We start from the raw sequence: 21053 nt of genomic DNA, 5'->3' as shown, positions 1-21053 counted from the left end.
TCACTACACTGGCCCGCACTCCCACTGCACAAGCCCGATCACAATGACCATTCGAAAAAACACGATGATCTTCTGCGGTCTGCTGGCGCTGGCCGGCACCGCTCATGCGCAAGAGCCGGTTTCGCACCTGGACACCATCCAGCAACAAGGCCAGTTGCGCGTCTGCACCACCGGCGACTACAAGCCCTACACCTTCAAACGCGAAGACGGCGGTTTCGAAGGCATCGACATCGCCATGGCGCAATCGCTGGCCGACAGCCTCGGCGTGAAGATCGAGTGGGTGCAGACCACCTGGAAAACCCTGATGCCCGACATGCAGGCCGGCAAATGCGACATCGGCATGGGCGGGATTTCGGTGACGCTGGAGCGACAGAAAAAGGCCTACTTCAGCAACACCCTCGACGTCGACGGCAAGATCCCGCTGGTGCGTTGCGCCGACCAATCGAAGTACCAGACCATCGAACAGATCAACCAGCCGAACGTGCGCCTGGTCGAACCCGCCGGCGGCACCAACGAAGCCTTCGTCCACGCCTTCCTGCCCAAGGCGCAACTGGCCCTGCACGACAACGTGACAATCTTCCAACAACTGCTGGACAACAAGGCCGACGTGATGATCACCGACGCTTCCGAAGCGCGGTATCAGCAGAAACAGAAACCTGGTTTGTGCGCGGTCAACCCGGAGCAGTTCATGCAGGACGGGGAAAAGGCTTACCTGCTGCCCCGTGATGACGTGAGCTGGAAGCTGTATGTCGATCAGTGGCTGCATTTGAGCAAGGTGACCGGGAAGTATCAGAAGGTCATTGGCGAGTGGCTGGCAGGGCCGCAATAAAACGCTTCAAGACGAAAAAAGGGCGCCCGCGATGGGCGCCCTTTTCTATTCAATCGTCATGCAACATGCCGGAACTGTACTGGTTGAGGCTGGCACCAATACCGGTGCCGCCGAACTTCAGCGTATTGGCGCTGGCGCGGCCTTCCGGCGACTGACAATCCGAAGAAAAACAACTGGTGGTGGTCAACCCACCGGAGCCCGAACAGGCACTCAATACCGAGACAGCTGCAGCGATCAACAGCACTTTGACGACATTGGCACTCATGGCACGGCTCCCCTTGGATGAAACGATCTTATCGCTGCATCCTAGGCGCCCCCGCGCGCCGACAACATGAAACTTTCGCCATCGACAGCGCGGGTTCAGGCAGAGCGGTGATTACTCGTTCAGATCCTTGACCAGATAAGTGCCGACAATCTGCGAAACACCGGTCAACGCCTCACGGACCAGCTCCGGCTCGGTGCGATAACGCAGCGGCTCGTAACCATAGGTGTTGGCACCGTTGAACGCGGTAATCGGCTCATTGCGCTGCCAGATCAACTCTTCACCGCGCTTCAACGAACCGTTCACCACAATCGTCGGATACACCACGCTGCTGAAACCCTGAGTCAGCGCAAAACCCCAATTAACCACGGTCAACTTGATCTCCGCATCGGCCGGCTCATTCTCGGCAACCACCTTGAAACGACCGGTCGCCGCCAGTTGATCCTCGAAACCCTTCTTCACCAACTTGCCCAGGTCGATATCGGCCGTCGCCATGTTGTACTGAATCGCCTCGACCGTGGACATCGACGCCAGATCCCCGGCCTTCAACCCCGCCGCAAACCCGGCTCCGCTGAGCGCCGCCGTCCCCAACTTCCCGGCATGGGACGCCATGCCAACACCCGCGCCGACACCGGCACCGATTGCAGCGCCCCAGGCCTGCTCGCGGCCCATGTAGGTCATTTCCTTGTTGCTCCAGGTCACCGGGAGAATTTTCACGGTGTGGATCTGGGTGCGGTATTCGGGTTTGAACTTCTGATTGGCACAGCCTGCGAGAAACAGGACGGCGAACATCACGACAACTAGTTTTTTCATGGACGACTCAAGACGCGGAATGGAATGCGTAAGTTGTCGTCCATGTCGGGGAATTCTGAAGAAACGATGCCCTCCCGTGGCGGCATTCGCCACGGAAGGTATTTGCACTTACGACTTCGGCTCGACGTGATCCAGCGCCTGATTCACCGCCAGCCCCGCGACCATCACCACTTGGGCGATGCCCAGCGCGGTTTTGCGGTGACCGGGTTCCAGGATTGCGGCGAAGTTGCTGAGCATTTCACTGGCGGAATCGAGGGACTCGCTGGCGTTGGCCAACAGGGATTCGCTGGTGTAGGCAGGGTTGGCCAGGAACATGGGGTCATGTTGGGTGTGACTGCCCATGATGCGTTGTTGCGGGGTGAGGTAGTGGTCGAGGGCGCGTTCGGCGGCTTCGTTCAGGGTTCGGGAATCGGGGAATTTGTAGGGGGAGACTGGATCGGTTTCGGGTGGGTTTGGGGTTGGTTTGATCATGGATGAAACTCCTAACACTCTTAGTGAAGGCTTCACCCTTTCGCTACCAAACGAAGGGTGGCGGCCATGAACAGGTTGGTAGACCGGGTGCTAGGAGCCGGCGCGCCCGAAGACGCCCTGTACATGACCACCATAGACCCCGATCGAAAGCACGATCGGTGACGGTGACGCTGTACATCTAACACGCGGGCTACCAAACCCGATCACTGGTTTTCAGTGACCCGAGAACGATAAAAGCCACGGCCTAGACGCACAAGCCGGCGGATTCTGTCTTAGGTGTAGGGGGTGGCGCAAGGATGTGTAGGCGCTGACGCCACTGGAGGAAACTGTTTTAAACGAGATCGCAATTTATTGTTTATATCGGTGCCAGAAATCTCTGGTCTCCAGCCTAATCAAGAAACCCACGTACGATTTTCGTACACCCATTTTTCCCCAAGCAGCACAAAGCAGACGGCCCACCCATCGCAAGGATCCGCAGTTTTTTTGATATTTACAGTTACTTCTGCAACGCCCGGCTTGTGCCGTGTGTGGCGAGGATCAGGGCTGCAGAAAAAATCAATTTAGGCCAGATACGCGGTGGGGGACGAAGGCGCGCGCCACGTCGAAAGCACCACGCAGCTGACTCGCTAATCAAATCGTCAGTCAGGTTTACCAAGATCCAAGATCTGAATATCCAACAAGAAGATGCGCTACGAATCAAAATGACATTACTATCTATGTTAATCAGTAGCCCTACCCACCCCACACACCACAAGGAACGTACTCATGGCCAAAATCATCTGCCTTTTCAATCATAAGGGAGGAGTGAGCAAGACCACTACTGCCTTTAACCTAGGGTGGATGCTCGCCACCATGGGGAAAAAAATCCTGCTTGCCGACTTCGATCCACAATGCAACCTAACTGGCATGGTGTTGGGTTACCAAGGAATTGAGGATTTAGAGAACACCTATACCGCAGAGCCGCCCAACAACATCAAAGACGGTTTGTCACCAGCCTTCGAATCAAAACCACGGCAAATCGTTGGGGCGGATGTTGTACAGGTTTCTGGCAACAACAATCTCTTCCTGCTACCCGGACACATCGGGCTTGCCGAATACGAAACAACGCTTGGGGTAGCTCAGGAGCTTAGTGGTTCACTTTTGGCCTTGCGTAACTTGCCAGGGTCGTTGCGCTTTCTGTTAGATGCCACAGCTGACAAGCATGGAATCGACTATGTGATTGTAGATATGAGCCCAAGCCTCGGGCCGATGAATCAAAATCTTTTAATGACCTGCGATCACTTTATTGTCCCACTTCACCCTGATTACTTTTCGGCAATGGCATTAAGCTCTCTGGCTAAATCACTCCCTCGGTGGGCAGCATGGGCTCGAACCGCCTACGGCATACCTGCATTAAAAGATGCCGATTATCCGTTCCCAGAACCAAAAGCAACATTTGTTGGCGCCGTAATTCAGAAGTATCGTCCCCGTAACGGTCAACCAAGCGCCGCGTTTCAACGTTGGGTTGATCAAATTGTTAATGGATTGCAGAAAGAATTAATCCCCAGCCTAGAAGGCGCTGCTCTTCTCAATCAAGCGGACTTTAAAGCAAAAGTCGGATTCGAGCCTTGGGAACCAATTCTAAGCGTAGGTGACTTCAACAGCCTAATCGCTCAATCTCAAGAACATCTAGTCCCAGTCTATGCACTAACTGCAAAAATGGTTGATCAACAAGGCGCCGTTTGGGATCAAACAGAAGAGAGCATGGGTAAATTTGAAGCACAATTTAAATTATGTGCCGAGCGAGTCATTGCTCTTGTAGGATAATTAAATGACTCCAATATCTCACTTCGAATCAATCTGGGAAAGATGCGAAGAGCTATCGGCTATGCATGCATTTCTCGCGGGAAAGTTAACTTCCGCACTTAAGCCAGATGAAATTCTTCGAGCTGAATGGGTTTCTCGCGTCAGCGCCTTAGATCTCTACATACACGAGATTGTGGCTCAGAGGATGCTGGAAATCTTTGATGGCCTGCGCCCACCATCTGCAGGATACTTGCGCTTTCAAATCGCGAACGACACACTTATTCGAATACGTTCGGCCCCGACACCAATTGATGCGAGTCAAGCCTTCGATTTAGACATTCGGGGGCGATTGGGATTCTGCACTTACCAAGACCCCGAAAAAATTGCGGACGGGATTAGGCTTGTTTCAAACATTGAGTTATGGAATGAAATTGCATTACACCAAGGGGCAACAACTGCAAACAAACAAACCCAAGCAAAATCTTTAAAGCGCGCCCTATCGATCATTGTGGAGCGACGTAATAAAATTGCACATGAGGGCGACTTACAGCCGAGTCTACCGAGGACACCATGGCCAATCAATATTACGGATTTAAATCAAGTAAAAAACACAATAAGAAACTTAGTCACATCAATTGAGGCAATTCTTTAGTGGACTGCCTGCATGCGTAACAAGCATGCAGGCACTTTTCTCACACAGCGATCAAAAACAAATAAAAATACCTCGTTCTGCATGAGACTTGGGATAAATTTCGCACCTCCTTATAGGCGACTGGCGAAAATCCTTGGCGCATAAAAAATTTACTAGCCAAGCTAGAAGGTAAGAGCAAGGACTAGATTAAAGATATTTCAGTCGAGTCAACGCTATCTGTTAGCGATAAAATACGCTATCACAATTTTATGGATAGGCTTTCTGATGGAAGACTTCGTTACCACTTTTGAAAAAACCTTCCGCGTGCAGAAAACTTGGGCACGGTCTGGGACATTAACGTACGTTTTCGCCGAGATGGCCGAAGAGGCTTACGAGGCCTATCAGTTCGAGAAGAAAAACCGCGTATGTCTACCACCTCAAGATGGTTATTGTGAAAGCAGGGTTGAGCAGGATGATCGGATGACCAAGCTCGGTATCAGGAGCATCGTATTTACCGCAATGGCGTTGGAAGCTGGCGTATTCGAACTGGCCGCGATCAACTTAGGTGATGCGACTACTACGGACTATCTGGACAAACTCGATGTCATTTCCAAATGGGTTGTCATTCCCCGACTAATCTGCGGATATTCACTGGCCGAGAAAGGACCGGCCCTTAACAACCTCAATACGTTGGTAAAGGCGCGAAATGAGCTCGTGCATTCCAAATCAAAACCGTTCCCTGGCTATCAACCAGACGCAAATTCGCCCACAGGGTGGAGCGAGCAATCAATGAAAGCCGTGCACGAGCACGTCTTGAAAACTGAAGCCGATTCAAGGCAATTCGCATCCTATGTCCAAGCCTCATTCCCTACACTCGTGCTGATTTCCTTGGAACTTGAAGCTCTCATCGGAAACCCTGGTCCACTGCCTAGGTATAGAGAAGACGTGAAAAATACAGGAGCTCAAAGGTCGCCTGAACTCTCCACCGTCATTAGTAAGTGCTTAACTAGTCATCACAAATACCATAGAAAAGAAAGTAACGGGCTGCCGACCACGAAAGAACCACACAACAATGGGGACAAGAACAATAGGGACTGATTTATTTAACATCTAGAAATCAAAAAAAATACCCCCATTCGTTCCCATTCTGCAACACTGTTAATAGTACGATTGATACAGAATCTGGCATCAAAAAAACACATTTAAAAGCCCCGCATCGTCGCTACAGATGCGGAGGCTCTCCCTTACCAATCAAGAAAAGCCCAGCAAGCCCAATGCTGCGATTACAGCCTTATAAGCTTCGGAACTGGAGCCTAGCGTCTGGACCGTTGTGGCCACGTCCGAAAGCATAGATTTTAGGCTTAGACGATTTGGCTTTTCCTTTTGGATCTCTTTGAGAATATTTTGAAGATAATCCCGTACTTCTTCGCGCTCTTGCTGAGAGATATTTGCAGTACCAAACTCTGCGTGAGCTGCCTGCAGAGCAGCTTTTAATTCATGGTAATCCATCGAACCAGTTGTTTGCTGGACGTTCGCAACTGAATTGTCGCCTGACTGTACGGCGCCAACTGGCGCATGAAAATTGAAAACAGGCCCTGCCGATGCAGAAGGTGTCTTGACCATCATTGCACTCCATTCATCAAAGTCTAATCCTTTACTGAAGCGAGGTAGCTTTCGCCCCCCCATATCATCGCAAGCGATGTAGCGCTTCTCAGTAAGAGAATCCACCAAATCGCTGAAGTCGTGCAAATAATCATTCAGCGACTGCCTTGTCGTCACTTCAAAAGCAGTCTGAATTTCATAATACTGAAGCAAGCGACCTTCGGGCAGGCGCTCCAAAAGCCTCAGCAGAAATTTTTCTAAATCCTTTCGCTGCAGCTTTTGCGCAGCTCCTGAAAGTTTCTCTTTCACTACCAACCCCTTAGAACGATCAAATTTCACATCCAGGCAATCATCATTCGCAAGATCAAGCCAGCGCTCAGCAATCTGAAGTCTCAAATCAGATGAAACATCATTACTCGAGCGATAATCGTTTTGGGCAAGGAAGAGAACGTCCTTCCACGCCAACCACCCAGGGGAATCCGGATAAAGAGCCGCTAGTTTCTTCGTGATGAAATCTAACTTATCGCTGTAAGCGAAAAGCCCCCCCAATGCATCCTTTAAACTTTTGTCCATCGAAGCTTCCTACTTTGTAACATCGGTAAAAATTGCCCGTGAGTCGGCGCTCTATACAAACGGTCTACCTTTAGAACGAATTAATCCCGCCCGCCCATCTATGTTTGACCAATCAAAACGACTCAACCGGCTTCTTAGCCTCAGCCAAAATCTTATTCGCCTCTAACCGCGGAAACGTAAACCGAATAATCATCCCCGAATCCGCCCCCTGCCCCGCCATCACCAATTCAGCGGAGCGAATATTCTCTGGCGCAGAAGCCAACGCACTAACAGCATTGGTCTGCCCTTTAGCGTTCAACCCTTCAAGAAAGGTGTAAGTCAGATTCCCAGACGCCAGACCAACCTGCTCAAAATTGGAAATCTTCGTCGTCAGCTCTTCAGTGCTTCTCGATTTTCTCGCGGTATCAAACATATCCAGGAGGGATTTCTCATCGCTCATAGAAACCAGCGTGAATGATTTGGAAAGCCCCGCGATGGCTTTGACATAAAGGTTCTGATCAAACGGACTGATGAGTGAAACCATCATCAGCTTGTCACCGGAAAAGATCAGAGCGACGGTGAATTTCTCTTCCAGAAAATCCACATCGTCGATGCACCTCGCGGTTCCGCCGACGTCTTCGGAGCAATCGTAATAACCGGCCGCTTCAGTGAATTTTGCGAGTGGGGTTTGGTAGACGTAGTTCTTGAACAGCTTTTCTTCGGCGAAAGCCCCTTGGGCGGAGGCAAGCAGGGCGCCGGCTACCAGAACAGATGATGCGAGTTTTTTCAGCATGGGATCCCTTCCTCACTCTTATTGATAGCCCGATGCTATCAGTCCATTTCATGGCTGTCTCGCCTAATCCCACACTTGATGAGGTTGTATTTCCGCCGGATATCACTGAGCCCGATCGGTCATTCCTGATAAACTCCCCCACCTCCCAGCCACACCGATTCCGTACCCCCCAATGCCCCCAATCTCCGCCACACCCGCCCCACTCTCCCGCCGTTTCTCCGTCGCGCCGATGATGGATTGGACTGACCGCCATTGCCGGTACTTCCTACGCATCCTGTCGAAAAACGCCCTGCTCTACACCGAAATGGTCACCACCGGCGCTCTGCTCAACGGCGATCACGAACGTTTCCTCCGTCACAACGAAGCCGAGCACCCGCTGGCGTTGCAACTGGGCGGTAGTGTTCCGCTGGACCTGGCCGCTTGCGCGCGGATGGCGCAGGAGCACGGTTATGACGAGGTGAATCTGAACGTTGGCTGCCCGAGTGATCGGGTGCAGAACAATATGATCGGTGCGTGCCTGATGGGGCATCCGCAGTTGGTGGCGGATTGTGTGAAGGCGATGCGTGATGCAGTGTCGATTCCGGTGACGGTGAAGCATCGGATCGGGATCAACGGGCGGGACAGTTATGAGGAGCTGTGCGATTTCGTCGGCACGGTGCGGGATGCCGGGTGCACGAGTTTTACGGTGCATGCGCGGATTGCGATTCTGGAGGGGTTGTCGCCGAAGGAGAACCGTGACATTCCGCCCCTGCGTTATGACGTGGCGGCGCGGTTGAAGGCGGATTTCCCGGAGCTGGAGATCATTCTGAACGGCGGGATCAAGACGATGGAGGCCTGCCATGAGCATTTGCAGACCTTTGACGGGGTGATGCTGGGCCGCGAGGCTTATCACAATCCGTATCTGCTGGCCGAGGTGGATCAGCAGTTGTTCGGCAGTTCGGCGCCGGTGATCACCCGGGCCGAGGCGCTGGCGCAGTTGCGGCCTTATATTGCGGCGCATCTGGCGACCGGTGGGGCGATGCATCACATCACGCGCCATGTGCTGGGCCTGGGCACCGGTTTCCCGGGGGCGCGCAAGTTTCGGCAGTTATTGTCGGTGGATATTCACAAGGCCAAGGATCCACTGGCGTTGCTGGATCAGGCGGCGGAGTTGTTGGCGGGTCGTTGATCGATGCGTTGATTGTGCGGGCAACGAATGAGCGTTGCCCGGTGTTTTGTTGTAACGACAGGATGTCTTTTGGTTATGCCCGCGTTCAGCTGTGCTTTATTCAAGCGTTTCACCCTCCTCGCTTTACTCTCGACTCTCTATGCAAGCGCCTATGCATCCTGTGATTTTTTGAAGGGGTGCGGTGAGGGAGGAGATGGCCCTTTTCAATCGACCCAGATGTCTGGTTTTCTGGTTTTCACGACGACGATGGTCACAGTCGACGGAATGTCGGACATTTCCGGACTGAAAAAACGTGTGTATTCGATAGAGGAAATGGAAGCGGCACGTTATTTCCTCGCCAGCGACGGCATGCTGCAAGCCGCGTATTTCACCTCAGCCTTGCAGCGTTTTCGTCAGGAATCGCCAGATACGGAGTTAAGCGACCTCGCCCTCGCTGCGCTGATCAGCAGTCAGTAATCAAGCCGCCGCTTCCGTCCAGTTCACCCAGCCAAACACCCACGTCGCCAGGATCAGCAAACCAAACGCGATTCGATACCAGGCAAACGCGGCGTAGCTGTGGTTCGCAATGAACTTGAGCAGGCCGCGTACGGCGATCATGGCGAAGACGAATGCGGTGACGAAGCCCAGAGCGAAGACCGGCAGGTCGCCTGCCTGGAACAGGTCGCGGTATTTGTAGCCGGAATACACCGCCGCGCCGACCATGGTCGGCATTGCCAGGAAGAACGAGAACTCCGTGGCGGCTTTGCGCGACAGGCCGAACAGCAGGCCGCCGATGATGGTGGAGCCGGAGCGCGAGGTGCCGGGAATCATCGCCAGGCACTGTACGAAACCGATCTTCAGCGCGTCGGACCAGGCCATGTCGTCGACGTGCTCGACACTCACCACATGATTTCGTTTTTCGGCCCACAACATCACAATACCGCCCACCACCAGTGCGACCGCCACGGTGATCGGGTTGAACAGGTAATGATGAATGGCGTCGGCGAATAACACGCCGAGAATCACTGCCGGGAAAAATGCGATCAGCAGATTAAGGGTGAAACGTTGAGCATTGCGCTGGGTCGGCAGGCCTTTGACGATCTCGAAGATCTTCGGGCGAAACTCCCAGACGACGGCAAGAATGGCGCCCAGTTGAATAATGATGTTGAACGCCATGGCGCGTTCGCCACCGAAGTCGAGCAAGTCGGCAACGATAATCTGGTGGCCCGTACTGGAGATGGGCAAGAATTCGGTGAGACCTTCTACCGCACCTAAAACCAACACCTTGAACAAGGTCAGTAAATCCATTAATCCTCCGTCAGAACGCTCTTCAAGAGCGCCCGGTCAACTGCATTCAGGCATTGAGTATCTGCAATTAAACAATTGGCAGATCTACACTCATTGCCCGATTTGGTGACGGAGAATATGTCTTATCAAAAGACACACTCAAGCCATGTTAATAATCGTCTGTCTGTGAACTTGTTCACTTAGTGGCAAAAATAACCTTGCGCCCCTAAAATGTGACCCACCTCACACTCCCCTGATTCTGGCGACGAACCATACTGGCCATAGGACATAAAAACCGGTCGCCATAATTACAAAATAGTGGCACCATTGCACATCGCCACCATCTAACGACGTTCGTTTCGTTAGTTCAGCACCCCGAGAAAATCAACTAAAAGCTTGAAAAGCTTAATTATTGTTAAAAAACTCGGGAGCCACGTCTAAAAATCGCGCGAATGTTACCAATTGTCAGTCACAGATGAGAACCGGTGCTTTAACATCCCGATGTCCGCACTTTTTCGAGTCAAGGCATGATGCTTACAGGGAACTTAGCGACTAGAAGCTCGCACCAGACAAACGACGCGCCAGGTGTTCTTGCCCTGGCGCGTACCCGTGCTGTGGCCGAACACTTCAGAGCGCTAATCGCCAAACATGTGCAGACCGGTCTGGCGCTGGAAGTCGACTCTTTCACTAGTTCATATCAGCCAAACGAATATCACGGCGCCTATCGCGCCATTTTCATCGTCATCGATACTCCGCAAGCACTGGAAGACAATCTGGCGCTGGTGGAGAACCTGCGCACCGAGAACTTGAAGCCGATCATTTGTGCGGTGATTACCGGTCGCGGCGCCCACAACAAGATCAAATACCATCTTGCCGGGGCAGACTTCTGTATCAAGCTCAATACCCTTTCCGATGAGGGCGGCGAGTTGCTGAATGAGTTCTTCAGCAGTGAAGAATGGCTGCGTGACATTGATCTGATACTGGACCCGACCCGTATCTGCCTCTCCGACACCAGCAAGAAACTGGACATTTCCTTTGCCGAGATGAAGATCCTGGAAGCGTTTTCGCAAACCAGCAATCACATTCTCAGCCATGACGAAATCGCCGGCATCATGGGGCTCAACACGCATTTCTACGACCCTCGCGCACTGGAAAAATCCATCAGCCGCTTGCGTGGGAAAATCAAGGACGTGTACGGTACGAACGCCATACAGAGCATTCGCGGGTATGGCTACCGTCTGATGAGGGGGTTGATCTCGACCGCCTGAGTCAGGGAAATCACCATTTGCAGCATACGAGGGAACGTCTGATGCAACGCTACAACAATCCACGGTCTCACCGTTTTATTTGCATTATCCATCCAATAAAAAGCTGTCAATTGAATGAGCGCTGCAACACTTAAACATAACAATAAATCATTACTCTAAAAGCAGACCCAGTGGAACTTGTCGCGGGCCAAAATCGGGCCCAGACCCTGCCTGTCGATTATTTCCGAACGCGTTATAACTCGTCTGCCGATTACCTTTTAGCCAAATTTGGTGCGTTATTCAGGAGAGAGACATGGAAACCAGTACAACCCTCCCACGAAAATATTTTGTTGTCGTGACCAATAACTCTGCGTCGCAACGTGAACTCGAGAGCATTCTCTCCAGCGAGCGTTTCAATTCGTTCGGTACGTCCCAGGCACAAATGTTTGTTGAAGGTGTTGCTTCGCCCTCTTCCACTCCCACGCTCATGGAGTTCACTTACCCACGCGGCACAAGGAAAAGCGTCGCTCGCAGTATTGAACACGATACACAGCGCATATTGGCCACCCTCGAATCCGAGTGGCTGGCGGCACAATCGGTAAACTCGCTCCAGAATTCACCTGCAATAGAAGACACCGGCTCCATTGAAGGCAATGTTCCCTGCACAGAGGCCTGGCATCTGGACAATGACCAGGGCGCACTCGTCAAGGAAGGTGTCGAGATCAGCCTCACCGGCCTCGAAACCGCACTGGTCAGAAAGATGCTGCACCACGAAGAACGCGTTGTCAGTCGCGACGATCTGATCCTCAGCATCGGCCGGGAACCGGAACAATATCGCGGGCTGGAAATGTGCCTGAGCCGTCTTCAAGACAAATTCAAAAGTGCCAGCAATGGTGAACGGCTGTTTCGTGCCGTGCGCAATCGTGGTTATTGCCTGATCCAGGAAGTTGTTGCCTGAGCACAGCCTCCACATCCAGAAATTGAAGCAAGTGCAATAACAAAAATAAAAAAGCACTTTGCTTGTTTGAACCTCCTTTTCAGTAATGCTTCCCTCCTCACCCTTCCTACGATAGCAAACAGATTATTGTTTGTTCACCCTTTGCCCTTTGACCTTTTCTAACGTTCGATTATATCCCCAATCAATTGCTTGGCACTTTGCCATCTTGTTAGAACTCGTCAGACAGCTTCTTCCCCAATAACTTAGTCTATTGATTGACGACAGTTCGGCATACCGATGTTGTTACCTCAGAACATGGGCACCTAAAACAAAAACAACTCTGCTTAACAACTCGGATTTCAACTGTCGAAACCTGAATGGAAGTCTTTTGGGGATATCGCATATGGATCTCACTCTACGTATCAACCGAAACACCGGCCTCAAGGGACTTACCTTCTGGGGCCAATGGGCGCTGGCACAGTGCTTTATTGTTTCACTGTTATTTGTATTGGCTGAACAGCACACGGGAACGGTCGAGTTCTATTACCGGATGTGCACCATGCTGGCCGTGCTGGCTTCGGTTCCGGCCTACACGTTCAGCGGCGCCTACCGAAAGCGCGACAACTACCTGACCGGCCTCGGACGGCTGCTGATGGGCTGGTCGATGACAATGGCCGGGCTGACCTTCATCGCGTTCATCTGCAAGGCCGATGAGCTGTTTTCGCGCCAGGTGATTCTTGACTGGGCGGTGTACGGCTTCCTGGGTCAGGCGCTGCTGTATGCGCCGCTGCATGCGTTTTCGAAGTACTACCAGCGTTCCCGCAAAAGCGAGCACAAGACCCTGATCGTCGGCACGGGCGAACTGGCCCTGGGCCTGGCGAAGAAGCTCAGCGAACACGAAAACCTGCCGCTGGTAGGTCTGGTCAGCAACGGCACCCTGCCCGCTCTGGACGCTGATGCTCCACGGGTCGTCGGTGATCAGGAAAACTTGCTGGAGCTGATCAAACGCCACGATATCCGCCGTCTCTACATCACGCTGTCGCTGTCCGAAGCGGCGAAGATCGAAGCGATGTATGTCGATCTGCTGGATGCCAACGTCGACGTGGTCTGGGTACCGGACCTGAACAGCCTGACGCTGCTCAATCACTCGGTAAAAGTCGTGGACGGCCTGCCCGCTATCTACCTCAATGAAAGCCCGCTGACCAGCCGCCCGACCGCCGCCCTGAGCAAGAGCCTGATGGAGAAAAGCGTCGCGCTGCTGGCCATCATCCTGTTGAGCCCGGTGCTGTTGCTGATCTCGCTGGCGGTGAAGCTCAGCTCGCCGGGCCCGGTGTTCTTCAAGCAGGATCGCCATGGCTGGAACGGCAAGGTGATTCAGGTCTGGAAGTTCCGCTCGATGCGCGTCCACGATGACCGTGACGTCAAGCAGGCCAGCCGCAACGATTCGCGCATCACTGCCGTAGGGCGCTTCATCCGCCGCACTTCGCTGGATGAACTGCCGCAACTGTTCAACGTGCTGCAAGGCCACATGGCACTGGTTGGCCCGCGTCCGCACGCCGTGGCGCACAACAACTATTACTCGGGCAAGATCCTCGCCTACATGGCCCGTCACCGAATCAAACCGGGCATCACTGGCCTGGCGCAGATCAGCGGCTGCCGTGGTGAGACCGACACTCTCGACAAGATGGAGAAGCGTGTAGAGATCGACCTCAAGTACATCAACAACTGGTCGCTGTGGCTGGATGTGAAGATCCTGGTGAAGACGCCGTTTACCCTGTTGTCGAAGGATATTTACTGAGACGCAGCGCTTCACAAGGCAAGACCGCAAGGGGACGAAAGTCCCCTTTTTTGTGGGCGGGGTTTGGGGGTTTGGCGGGAGACTTGCACCTGCATTGGGTCAGTTGTAGTGAGGTCGGCTGAACTGACGTCATCGCCGGCAAGCCAGCTCCCACAGGAGTTTGTGGTGAAACACAAATCCCGAACCGACCACAATCACTGTGGGAGCTGGCTTGCCAGCGATAGCGCCGGATCATTCAACACCGGGCTAGAGCTCGCCGTCCCCTGCTCCCTCAGCAGTGGTGAAGGCTCAAGAAGACAGCCACCCCAAACCAAAACGGGAGCCGAAAGGCTCCCGTTTTTGGCTTCCCGGTCTCTCGGACTTACTCGGTAATCTTCCCGAAGTTGCGATAGAACATGTCGTCTTCACGGCTATCGGTCATCGAGTGCAGCTGGAAGCTGCGGCTGAGCCTCGCACCACCGTCACGGGTCAACGGCGCCCAGACCAGGTTGGCCCGGCGCATGGTCGACATGCTCATCATCTCGTCGAACGGAATCGACAGATAGATGCCCTTGTCGAAACTACCTTCGCCGTATTCCGTACTGCCGGCCGTGGTGATGGTCGCCCAGGCACCGAAGCGCACGCCGTTGGAAAACTCCCGGGAGATATCCAGCGTGCCGCCAAAGTCGCCCGCCAGATAACGGCCGACGCTGACAGCCGCCAGTGTTTCGTAAGGCAGGTCGGTGTAACCGGTGATATGGCCGGTCAGCACCGAGTAGTCCCGCAGGCCAAAGCCCTGGTCGAATTCGCGCTGACGCACGTAGTTCAGATCGGCACCGATCGCCCAGCGCTCGCCGGTCGGACGAAACAGCACCTCGCCGCCCACCCCGGCAAACATCGACTCCAGATAACCGCCGTAGACCATGCCGTACAGATCCTTGTCCAGTTGCTCGGCGTGGCTGACCTGAAATAACGGCATGGTGGTGTCGGACGTGGTCAGATACTGACGCAAGTCCGTGCGCACACGCGGCAAGCCGCTGGGTGCGTCGTATTTGAACTTGTCGAAGTTGTTCGTCAGGTTCTGACTGAGCATGCCACTCCACCAGGTGTTGCGGTTGAAGCGGAACTCGGCGTCGAGGTCGGCGCTGAATTGATAGAGCAAGCCATCCGGGCCACCGACGTTCTGCTTGAAGCCCAGACCCGCGCCATAACTGAAGTGCTGCAGCGGCTGGGTGTAGAGCGTCTTCTCGATGTGCGGCATCGCCGGGTTGACCTCTGTGGTGCGGTGCAACGTCTGCAGCGGCTCTTCGTTGTTGATCACTTCGCGGAAGGTCTGGCGCGGCACGCTGGTTTCTTCCAGTGGCAGGTCGTAGCGCTTGTTCACCAGGGTGAACCAGTCGATGTCGTCGTTGACGCTGTTGTCCAGCACCCGACTCGCACGCCCCACCGCTTTGGAGGAATGGAAGTAGCGCTGCTGCTCGCCATACACGATCAATTCCGAATCACGCTGGGCAATGCGCTCGACCCGGTAGCCAGCATTTTGCTGCAGGCGTTGCGACACATTGGCCCAGTCAACCTGATCCATCGACGTGGTCGGAGCCTTCGCCGGCAGCGGCTCCGGCGGTGGATCGAAATTCTTGGCCGGCGCCTTGCGGCTGACGAAATTGGTGTGAAAGGTGACGCCGAACATCGCCGTGTTGCCCCGCTCCCACGCGGCGCTCACGTCGAGGGAGTCTGTCACCTTGAACACCGCGCCGAGGTTGATCGGCGAGTCCTGCTTGATCACGTTGTCCTTCGGTTCGTGCTTGTAATCGTTGCCTTCGTATTCGAGTTTCAGGCTCAGACGATCCCAGGGCGTCTGGTAACTCACGCCGCCGAAGAACGATGGCTGGCCGCGAAAGTACGAACCGGCGTTGACGTCACCGGTGCCTTTCAGGGACGGGCGCGTCTTGAAGCGATCATCGAGATAGCCGAACGGGTTGTCGATATCGCCGCGATTACCGATGTAGCCCCAGGCGATGCCGGCGCTGAAATCCAGGTTGTCGTAGCGCTTGTTGGCCACCAGAAATTCACTAGCGAACAAACCCGTACCGCCGACGTCTCGGAAGCCCAGGGAAACATCGGGGGCCCAATGGGTTTCCTCCCAGAGCCGGACTTTGACGTCGACCGCCTTGTCCTTATAGCTCTGGTTGCCGCTCATGGATTCCGGGCCGTAGGGACGGTTGGTAATGGCGGTGTAGCGAAACGAGCCTTCGAGCCAGTCCAGCGGCTGTAACGAAACGCTGTAGCGGCTGTAGGGCTCGGTGCGGTTGGCATTGACGCTCAACTCGCCGGCCGGGGACATGCGCGCGGTGGGTGTCTGCAACAGACCGGTGCCACCAAAATCGCCCTGGGTAATTCGCGGCTCGGCATGGACCAGGCCGCATGGCAATAACAACACAGCTGCAAAACGCAAATTCAACGAACCACCTCAGCCAACTGCGTGGCAATAAATTCGGCCAACTGCTGATTCAGTTCAGGGATAGGCGGATCCAGATCATCGTTTTTCAACGGCACCAGAATCTTGCTGCCGGCAACGGGAAACTGCCCGCTCTCGCGATTCCAGTGAGCAATGCCGACGCGCCGCGAAACCCCGTTGGGCTGGATCAGCCACAGGTAATCGGCGTCGGCATCGTCCTCCAGCAGCACGCAACTGCTGAGGTATTCACGGGCCTCGAGCAACGGTTGATAAGGCAGCCGGCAGGTCCCGGCGACCGCACCGAGCACTTCCACTTCATCGACCCGCTGCGGGTAGATCAGGCGATCGCCGTCGTCCAGACGAATGTTGCGGGCGAAGCCGACTTCCAGCGCCACCGGGTCCAGATCCGCGATCTGCCGTCCGGTAACCGGCATCTGCCGCACGTCCTCGGCCATGCGCACCGCCAGGGCTTTGCGGCTCGGTCGATCAAACAAATCGGCCATGCGCTGCAACACGTCCAGATCGAACAGCACGCCGACCTTGAGCCGGGTCTGCTCTTCCAGCAGCGACTGACGCAGCAGCACACCGGCCAGCCAGTAACCCTCGGCGTTAGGCACAGCCTCGCTGATCACATCGGTCAATCGGCCGCCCGGCGGCAACGTCACCGGCCCGGGGTTGGCCACATCGCCGGTGACCGTGACCGCTGCCTGACTTGCGCCGGCGAGCAACATCAAACCCGCCGACAGAACCCTCAAGCGCTTCATGGCAGATGCCTGCGATCAGGGGTCAGCTGCACGATCTTCACCCGCAGTTGCGAGGTCAGTTGCTGCTCACTCTGCACAATGAAACCGTCCACCGGATCGACCCAGTAACGATTGGTCGCCCGCAGGCCGATGGCCGGGACGTCGATACGTTCATCGACACGCAGCACGGCGTATTCCTTGTTCAGAATCTTCAGGGTTTCCACGGATTTGCGGGTGAAGCGGCTGTTGACGATCAGCCCGACTTCCTGGCCCTTGTAGAGATCGATCCAGCGCTGGCTGGTCTGGCCATCGGTAACGTGTTGCAGACCGCGTTTGAACGGCGAGGCATCGGACAGCCGCGTGCCGTCCAGGTCGCCCTCCGCGCCCAGGCCGATGCTGCGCACCGCGAGACCGTCGCGCAGCAGCAGGACCTGCTTGCCGGACGCCACCCAGAACTGCAGGTCATCGCGCTTGCGCACCAGCGCCAGCACACCGGAACCGGACGGCGTGGTGAGTTTGAGTTGCGGATAATCCACCTCGGCCACCTGGGCCGGCGTCACGTCGATATCATCCGGGCCGACCACCGCCGACTTGAGGTTGGTCACCGACGCAACCATCAGCGGATTACAGCCACACAGCAACAAGGCCGCCATCAGGCAGACGCCAACATTCAAGGTTTTCAAAGTCGGCGGGCCTTATTTGCTGTTGTTGGTGAATTCGCTCCAGTTCTTCGCAGCGGAAGCGCCGGTGCCGACAATCGATGCCGACGGCACCAACTGGCTGATCAGACGGTTCCAGCGAGTCACGTTGGCAGGCCCTACATAAACGACGTCCTGCGGGCGCACTTCGAAGTGCGTGGCGAGAACCATGGCTGTCGGCGATTCGGCTTCCAGTTGATAGATCTTCGCCGGTTCCACATCGAGGTTTTCCACCCCGCGAATGACGTACACGGCATTGCCGTTGGCGGTGGTCTGGCTCAAGCCGCCGACCGAGCCGAGCACGTCGGACAGGTTCATCGTCGCCGTCTTGAAACTCAGGGCGCGCGGCTGATTGACCTCGCCCATCACGTAGATGCGCTTGTTGTCGTTGTACGGCAGATACAGTTTGTCGCCACCCTGGAGGTAGACGTTCTGCAACTCGGAATCCTGTTGATTGAGGGTATCCAGATTCAGCGGATAGACCCGCCCGTTGCGCGTCAGCAACAACCCGGACAGGTCGGCATTGTTGGTGTCGATCCCCGCCGAACCCAGGGCTTCGACCACGCTCAGCGGGTTGGTGGAAATCGCTTGCGGGCCAGCCTTGGCGACCGCGCCGGTGACCACGACTTTCTGGCTGGCGAAACGCAACACGGCGACGTCCACTTGCGGCTCGGCGATGAACGCCGACAGCCGTTGTTCGATGTCGTCGCGCAGTTGCTGGATGGTCCGGCCGGCGGCCTGGACTTCCTTGATGTACGGGTAATACAGCGTGCCGTCGGAGCGCACCAGACGGCCGTTGGCGTCGATCTGCTGCTGCGCGCCCGACGGCGCGGTCAGCTCGGGGTGATCCCACACGGTGATGTACAGCACGTCGTTGTTGCCGATGCGGTACTCGGCCGGCGTCGCCAGCAATTCCGTGGGCACTGACTCACGCTTTTGCGTGGCGCGGTTCATGGAGATCAGCTTGGGGGTGATCGGAATCAACTCGACCCGGCTGCTTTCACTGGCGCCTTGGCGGGTGATGCCAAAGGTGCTCAGGTGTTGACCGGGGGAAAACATGCAACCTTGCAGAGCGAGACTTGCCAGCATTAAAAGAGAAAAACTACGAGTCATAATGGCACTACGCTATTCAAGGGCGAATCCAAAACAAAGTCACCCGACTTTCGTCGGGCGACCTTGTACTGCACCAACAGTTACTTCAGTTAGTTGTGCGTGCCGGTTGTACCCGTGGTACCGGTGGTACCCGTTGTACCGCCGTTGGCACTTCCACCACTGTTGGACGCCGCTACGGCACTGGCAACCATTGCAGTACTGGCAGCGGGCGCTGTAGAAGCCGCGACACTGCCCGATACATTGGTTACCGCTGTAAGCGGCGCTTCAGCTGCGGATGCCCAGTTGCTCAACATCGTCAACAAGGCAATCGCCATCACTTTTTTCATATCAACTCCTTTCTAACATTGCACCGTTACATCGGGTGTTTCGTTAGAGGTGGTAGAGTTCAAGTCGCAAAAAGCGCGAACAAGATCCGTTGTTCTTTCACAGTCCTACGCAACTGATAAAAGTCGAACGGCAGGTTTATATCTACGGACTTGCAAAAGGCATTGCCAGTGTAATTTCCCGACGATATCTAACAACCTGACCGAAAATAACATTGGACTAAAAGGCCATCATTCCTGATAGCCGTTGGGATGATTCGATTGCCAGCGCCAGGTATCGGTAACCATGTCCTGCAAGTTGCGTGTGGCTTTCCAGCCCAGTTCTTTTTCCGCTTTGGAAGCGTCGGCCCAACTCTCGGCAATATCGCCCGAACGCCGTGGCATCACCCGAAACGGCACTGGCTTGCCGCACGCCTGTTCGAAGGCTCGCAGCACTTGCATCACGCTGTAACCGTCGCCGGTGCCGAGGTTCCAGGTATGAATGCCGGTGCGCCCGTCGATGGCCTGCAAGGCCTTCAGGTGCCCGTCCGCCAGATCGACGACGTGGATGTAGTCGCGCACGCCGGTGCCGTCTGCCGTGGGGTAATCGTCGCCGAAGACCGACAACTCCTGCAGGCTGCCGACCGCCACCTGGCTGATGTACGGCAGCAGGTTATTGGGGATGCCGCTCGGGTCTTCGCCCATGTGGCCGCTGGCATGGGCGCCGATCGGGTTGAAGTAACGCAGCAGCGCGATGCTCCAGCGCGGCTCGGCCTGGCTCAGGTCGCGCAGAACGTTTTCGACGATCAGCTTGGATTGGCCGTAGGGATTGGTCGGAATTCCGGTAGGAAAATCCTCGCGGATCGGCATCTGCTCAGGCTCGCCGTAAACAGTGGCAGAAGAGCTGAACACCAGCCGGAAGACCCCTGCCGCCGCCATCGCCTGGCACAGCGTGATGCTGCCGCTGACATTGGTTTCGTAATACTCGAGCGGCTTGCGTACGCTCTCGCCGACCGCTTTAAGCCCGGCAAAATGCAGGACGGCATCAATTGAATGCTGCTGGAATATCCGGTCCAGCAACGCCCGGTCGCACACATCGCCGCGAATCATCAGCGCACTTTTGCCGCAAATGCCTTCCACGGCGTGCAGTACCGCGTCGCTGCTGTTGCAAAGATTATCCAGAACGACAACTTCATAACCTGCTTCAAGCAATGCGAGTGTGGTGTGCGAGCCGATATACCCGGCGCCACCCGTTACCAGAATCTTCATAGCGCGGTCCATAGTGGGAAAAGTGCCAACTAGCGTGTCAAGCCCAACTTGTTTAATGTGTGTCTTGCTTCACATAAACAGGGCGACAACAACCCAAAACAAAAACAGTTCCATCGCTGGCCAAAAATATTTTTAAGGGCCAAACTGTATTGCCCGGTACTTATTAGCACTCCCGCACTTTCACCACTATCAACGGATACCGACTAAAAATAACTGTTATTTATCAAGCCGACATCTAATAACATTATCCCCTTTTACACTAAGCTAACGTTGTCACTCACAACCTGACTCAGGTATTAAAGTACAGCTTCATCAACTTGCAACTTTTCCTTATTGC

21 protein-coding genes are annotated in these 21053 nt (G+C 54.9%); 9 read left to right on the top strand and 12 right to left on the bottom strand.

Going from position 1 to position 21053, the window contains the following annotated elements:
* The first annotated feature begins 43 nt into the window (after positions 1 to 43).
* Complete coding sequence (locus tag AC07NR_RS27860) at positions 44 to 829, top strand: transporter substrate-binding domain-containing protein (protein WP_495079896.1); 786 nt, start codon at positions 44 to 46, stop codon at positions 827 to 829.
* A gap of 49 nt (positions 830 to 878) precedes the next feature.
* On the opposite strand, the gene AC07NR_RS27855 is transcribed toward AC07NR_RS27860, so the two are convergent.
* From AC07NR_RS27855 to AC07NR_RS27845, 3 genes are all read right to left on the bottom strand, one after another.
* Positions 879 to 1094, bottom strand: a complete 216-nt coding sequence (locus AC07NR_RS27855; RefSeq protein ID WP_085712578.1) for a hypothetical protein — start codon at positions 1092 to 1094, stop codon at positions 879 to 881.
* A 111-nt stretch (positions 1095 to 1205) separates the two neighbouring features.
* The gene (locus AC07NR_RS27850; RefSeq protein ID WP_114884323.1) at positions 1206 to 1904 is read right to left on the bottom strand and encodes a hypothetical protein; all 699 of its coding nucleotides are present in this window, start codon (positions 1902 to 1904) and stop codon (positions 1206 to 1208) included.
* Positions 1905 to 2012: 108 nt separating this feature from the next.
* Entirely contained in the window at positions 2013 to 2375 is a 363-nt protein-coding gene (locus AC07NR_RS27845; RefSeq protein WP_192552075.1) for a DUF6124 family protein, read from the bottom strand.
* A gap of 765 nt (positions 2376 to 3140) precedes the next feature.
* Between AC07NR_RS27845 and AC07NR_RS27840 the strand changes: the two genes are divergently transcribed.
* From AC07NR_RS27840 to AC07NR_RS27830, 3 genes are all read left to right on the top strand, one after another.
* Positions 3141 to 4181 (top strand): ParA family protein, encoded by a 1041-nt coding sequence (locus tag AC07NR_RS27840; RefSeq protein WP_495079895.1) that lies wholly within the window; start codon positions 3141 to 3143, stop codon positions 4179 to 4181.
* Between the two features lie 4 nt (positions 4182 to 4185).
* Positions 4186 to 4812, top strand: a complete 627-nt coding sequence (locus tag AC07NR_RS27835) for a HEPN domain-containing protein (protein WP_495079894.1) — start codon at positions 4186 to 4188, stop codon at positions 4810 to 4812.
* A gap of 264 nt (positions 4813 to 5076) precedes the next feature.
* A complete protein-coding gene (locus AC07NR_RS27830; RefSeq protein WP_495079893.1) occupies positions 5077 to 5889 on the top strand; it encodes a hypothetical protein in 813 nt (270 codons plus the stop codon).
* Between the two features lie 153 nt (positions 5890 to 6042).
* Here AC07NR_RS27830 and AC07NR_RS27825 read toward each other — a convergent pair whose 3' ends face one another.
* A complete protein-coding gene (locus tag AC07NR_RS27825; RefSeq protein WP_495079892.1) occupies positions 6043 to 6966 on the bottom strand; it encodes a hypothetical protein in 924 nt (307 codons plus the stop codon).
* A gap of 112 nt (positions 6967 to 7078) precedes the next feature.
* Positions 7079 to 7738, bottom strand: coding sequence for a gluzincin family metallopeptidase (locus AC07NR_RS27820; protein ID WP_495079891.1), 660 nt, complete (start codon positions 7736 to 7738; stop codon positions 7079 to 7081).
* A 172-nt stretch (positions 7739 to 7910) separates the two neighbouring features.
* On the opposite strand from AC07NR_RS27820, the gene dusA reads away from it, so the two are divergent.
* Positions 7911 to 8906, top strand: coding sequence for a tRNA dihydrouridine(20/20a) synthase DusA (gene dusA / locus AC07NR_RS27815; RefSeq protein ID WP_495079890.1), 996 nt, complete (start codon positions 7911 to 7913; stop codon positions 8904 to 8906).
* 75 nt (positions 8907 to 8981) lie between these two features.
* On the top strand, positions 8982 to 9362 hold the full coding sequence (locus AC07NR_RS27810; RefSeq protein WP_495079889.1) for a DUF2388 domain-containing protein: 381 nt from the start codon (positions 8982 to 8984) through the stop codon (positions 9360 to 9362).
* Here AC07NR_RS27810 and AC07NR_RS27805 read toward each other — a convergent pair whose 3' ends face one another.
* Positions 9363 to 10193: an undecaprenyl-diphosphate phosphatase gene (locus AC07NR_RS27805; protein ID WP_134827547.1), complete on the bottom strand. Its 831-nt coding sequence runs from the start codon at positions 10191 to 10193 to the stop codon at positions 9363 to 9365.
* 506 nt (positions 10194 to 10699) lie between these two features.
* Here AC07NR_RS27805 and AC07NR_RS27800 point away from each other — a divergent pair.
* The 3 genes from AC07NR_RS27800 (at position 10700) to AC07NR_RS27790 (ending at position 14154) form a co-directional block, all read left to right on the top strand.
* On the top strand, positions 10700 to 11440 hold the full coding sequence (locus AC07NR_RS27800) for a winged helix-turn-helix domain-containing protein (RefSeq protein ID WP_305836445.1): 741 nt from the start codon (positions 10700 to 10702) through the stop codon (positions 11438 to 11440).
* 292 nt (positions 11441 to 11732) lie between these two features.
* A complete protein-coding gene (locus AC07NR_RS27795; protein WP_085713181.1) occupies positions 11733 to 12377 on the top strand; it encodes a winged helix-turn-helix domain-containing protein in 645 nt (214 codons plus the stop codon).
* Between the two features lie 382 nt (positions 12378 to 12759).
* Positions 12760 to 14154 carry an undecaprenyl-phosphate glucose phosphotransferase gene (locus AC07NR_RS27790; protein ID WP_085713180.1) on the top strand — a complete coding sequence of 465 codons (1395 nt, stop codon included), beginning with the start codon at positions 12760 to 12762 and terminating at the stop codon, positions 14152 to 14154.
* Positions 14155 to 14515: 361 nt separating this feature from the next.
* Here the strand turns inward: AC07NR_RS27790 and AC07NR_RS27785 are convergent, their stop codons facing one another.
* The 6 genes from AC07NR_RS27785 to galE all read right to left on the bottom strand — a co-directional run bounded on the left by AC07NR_RS27785 (position 14516) and on the right by galE (position 20716).
* Positions 14516 to 16594 (bottom strand): YjbH domain-containing protein, encoded by a 2079-nt coding sequence (locus AC07NR_RS27785; protein WP_305836443.1) that lies wholly within the window; start codon positions 16592 to 16594, stop codon positions 14516 to 14518.
* Positions 16591 to 17355, bottom strand: coding sequence for a capsule biosynthesis GfcC family protein (locus tag AC07NR_RS27780; protein ID WP_305836442.1), 765 nt, complete (start codon positions 17353 to 17355; stop codon positions 16591 to 16593). Before AC07NR_RS27780 ends, AC07NR_RS27785 begins: the two co-directional genes overlap by 4 nt.
* Positions 17352 to 18017: a YjbF family lipoprotein gene (locus AC07NR_RS27775; protein WP_495079888.1), complete on the bottom strand. Its 666-nt coding sequence runs from the start codon at positions 18015 to 18017 to the stop codon at positions 17352 to 17354. Before AC07NR_RS27775 ends, AC07NR_RS27780 begins: the two co-directional genes overlap by 4 nt.
* A gap of 12 nt (positions 18018 to 18029) precedes the next feature.
* Positions 18030 to 19145, bottom strand: a complete 1116-nt coding sequence (locus AC07NR_RS27770; protein ID WP_114884344.1) for a polysaccharide export protein — start codon at positions 19143 to 19145, stop codon at positions 18030 to 18032.
* Positions 19146 to 19234: 89 nt separating this feature from the next.
* Positions 19235 to 19471 carry a hypothetical protein gene (locus tag AC07NR_RS27765; RefSeq protein ID WP_003226528.1) on the bottom strand — a complete coding sequence of 79 codons (237 nt, stop codon included), beginning with the start codon at positions 19469 to 19471 and terminating at the stop codon, positions 19235 to 19237.
* 228 nt (positions 19472 to 19699) lie between these two features.
* On the bottom strand, positions 19700 to 20716 hold the full coding sequence (gene galE, locus AC07NR_RS27760; protein WP_495079887.1) for a UDP-glucose 4-epimerase GalE: 1017 nt from the start codon (positions 20714 to 20716) through the stop codon (positions 19700 to 19702).
* Positions 20717 to 21053: the final 337 nt, after the last annotated feature.

This window comes from Pseudomonas sp. GW821-FHT09C09 (assembly GCF_059418105.1).
The sequence above is the reverse complement of the archived record's forward strand: the minus strand, read 5'-3'. Positions and strand labels throughout refer to the sequence as shown.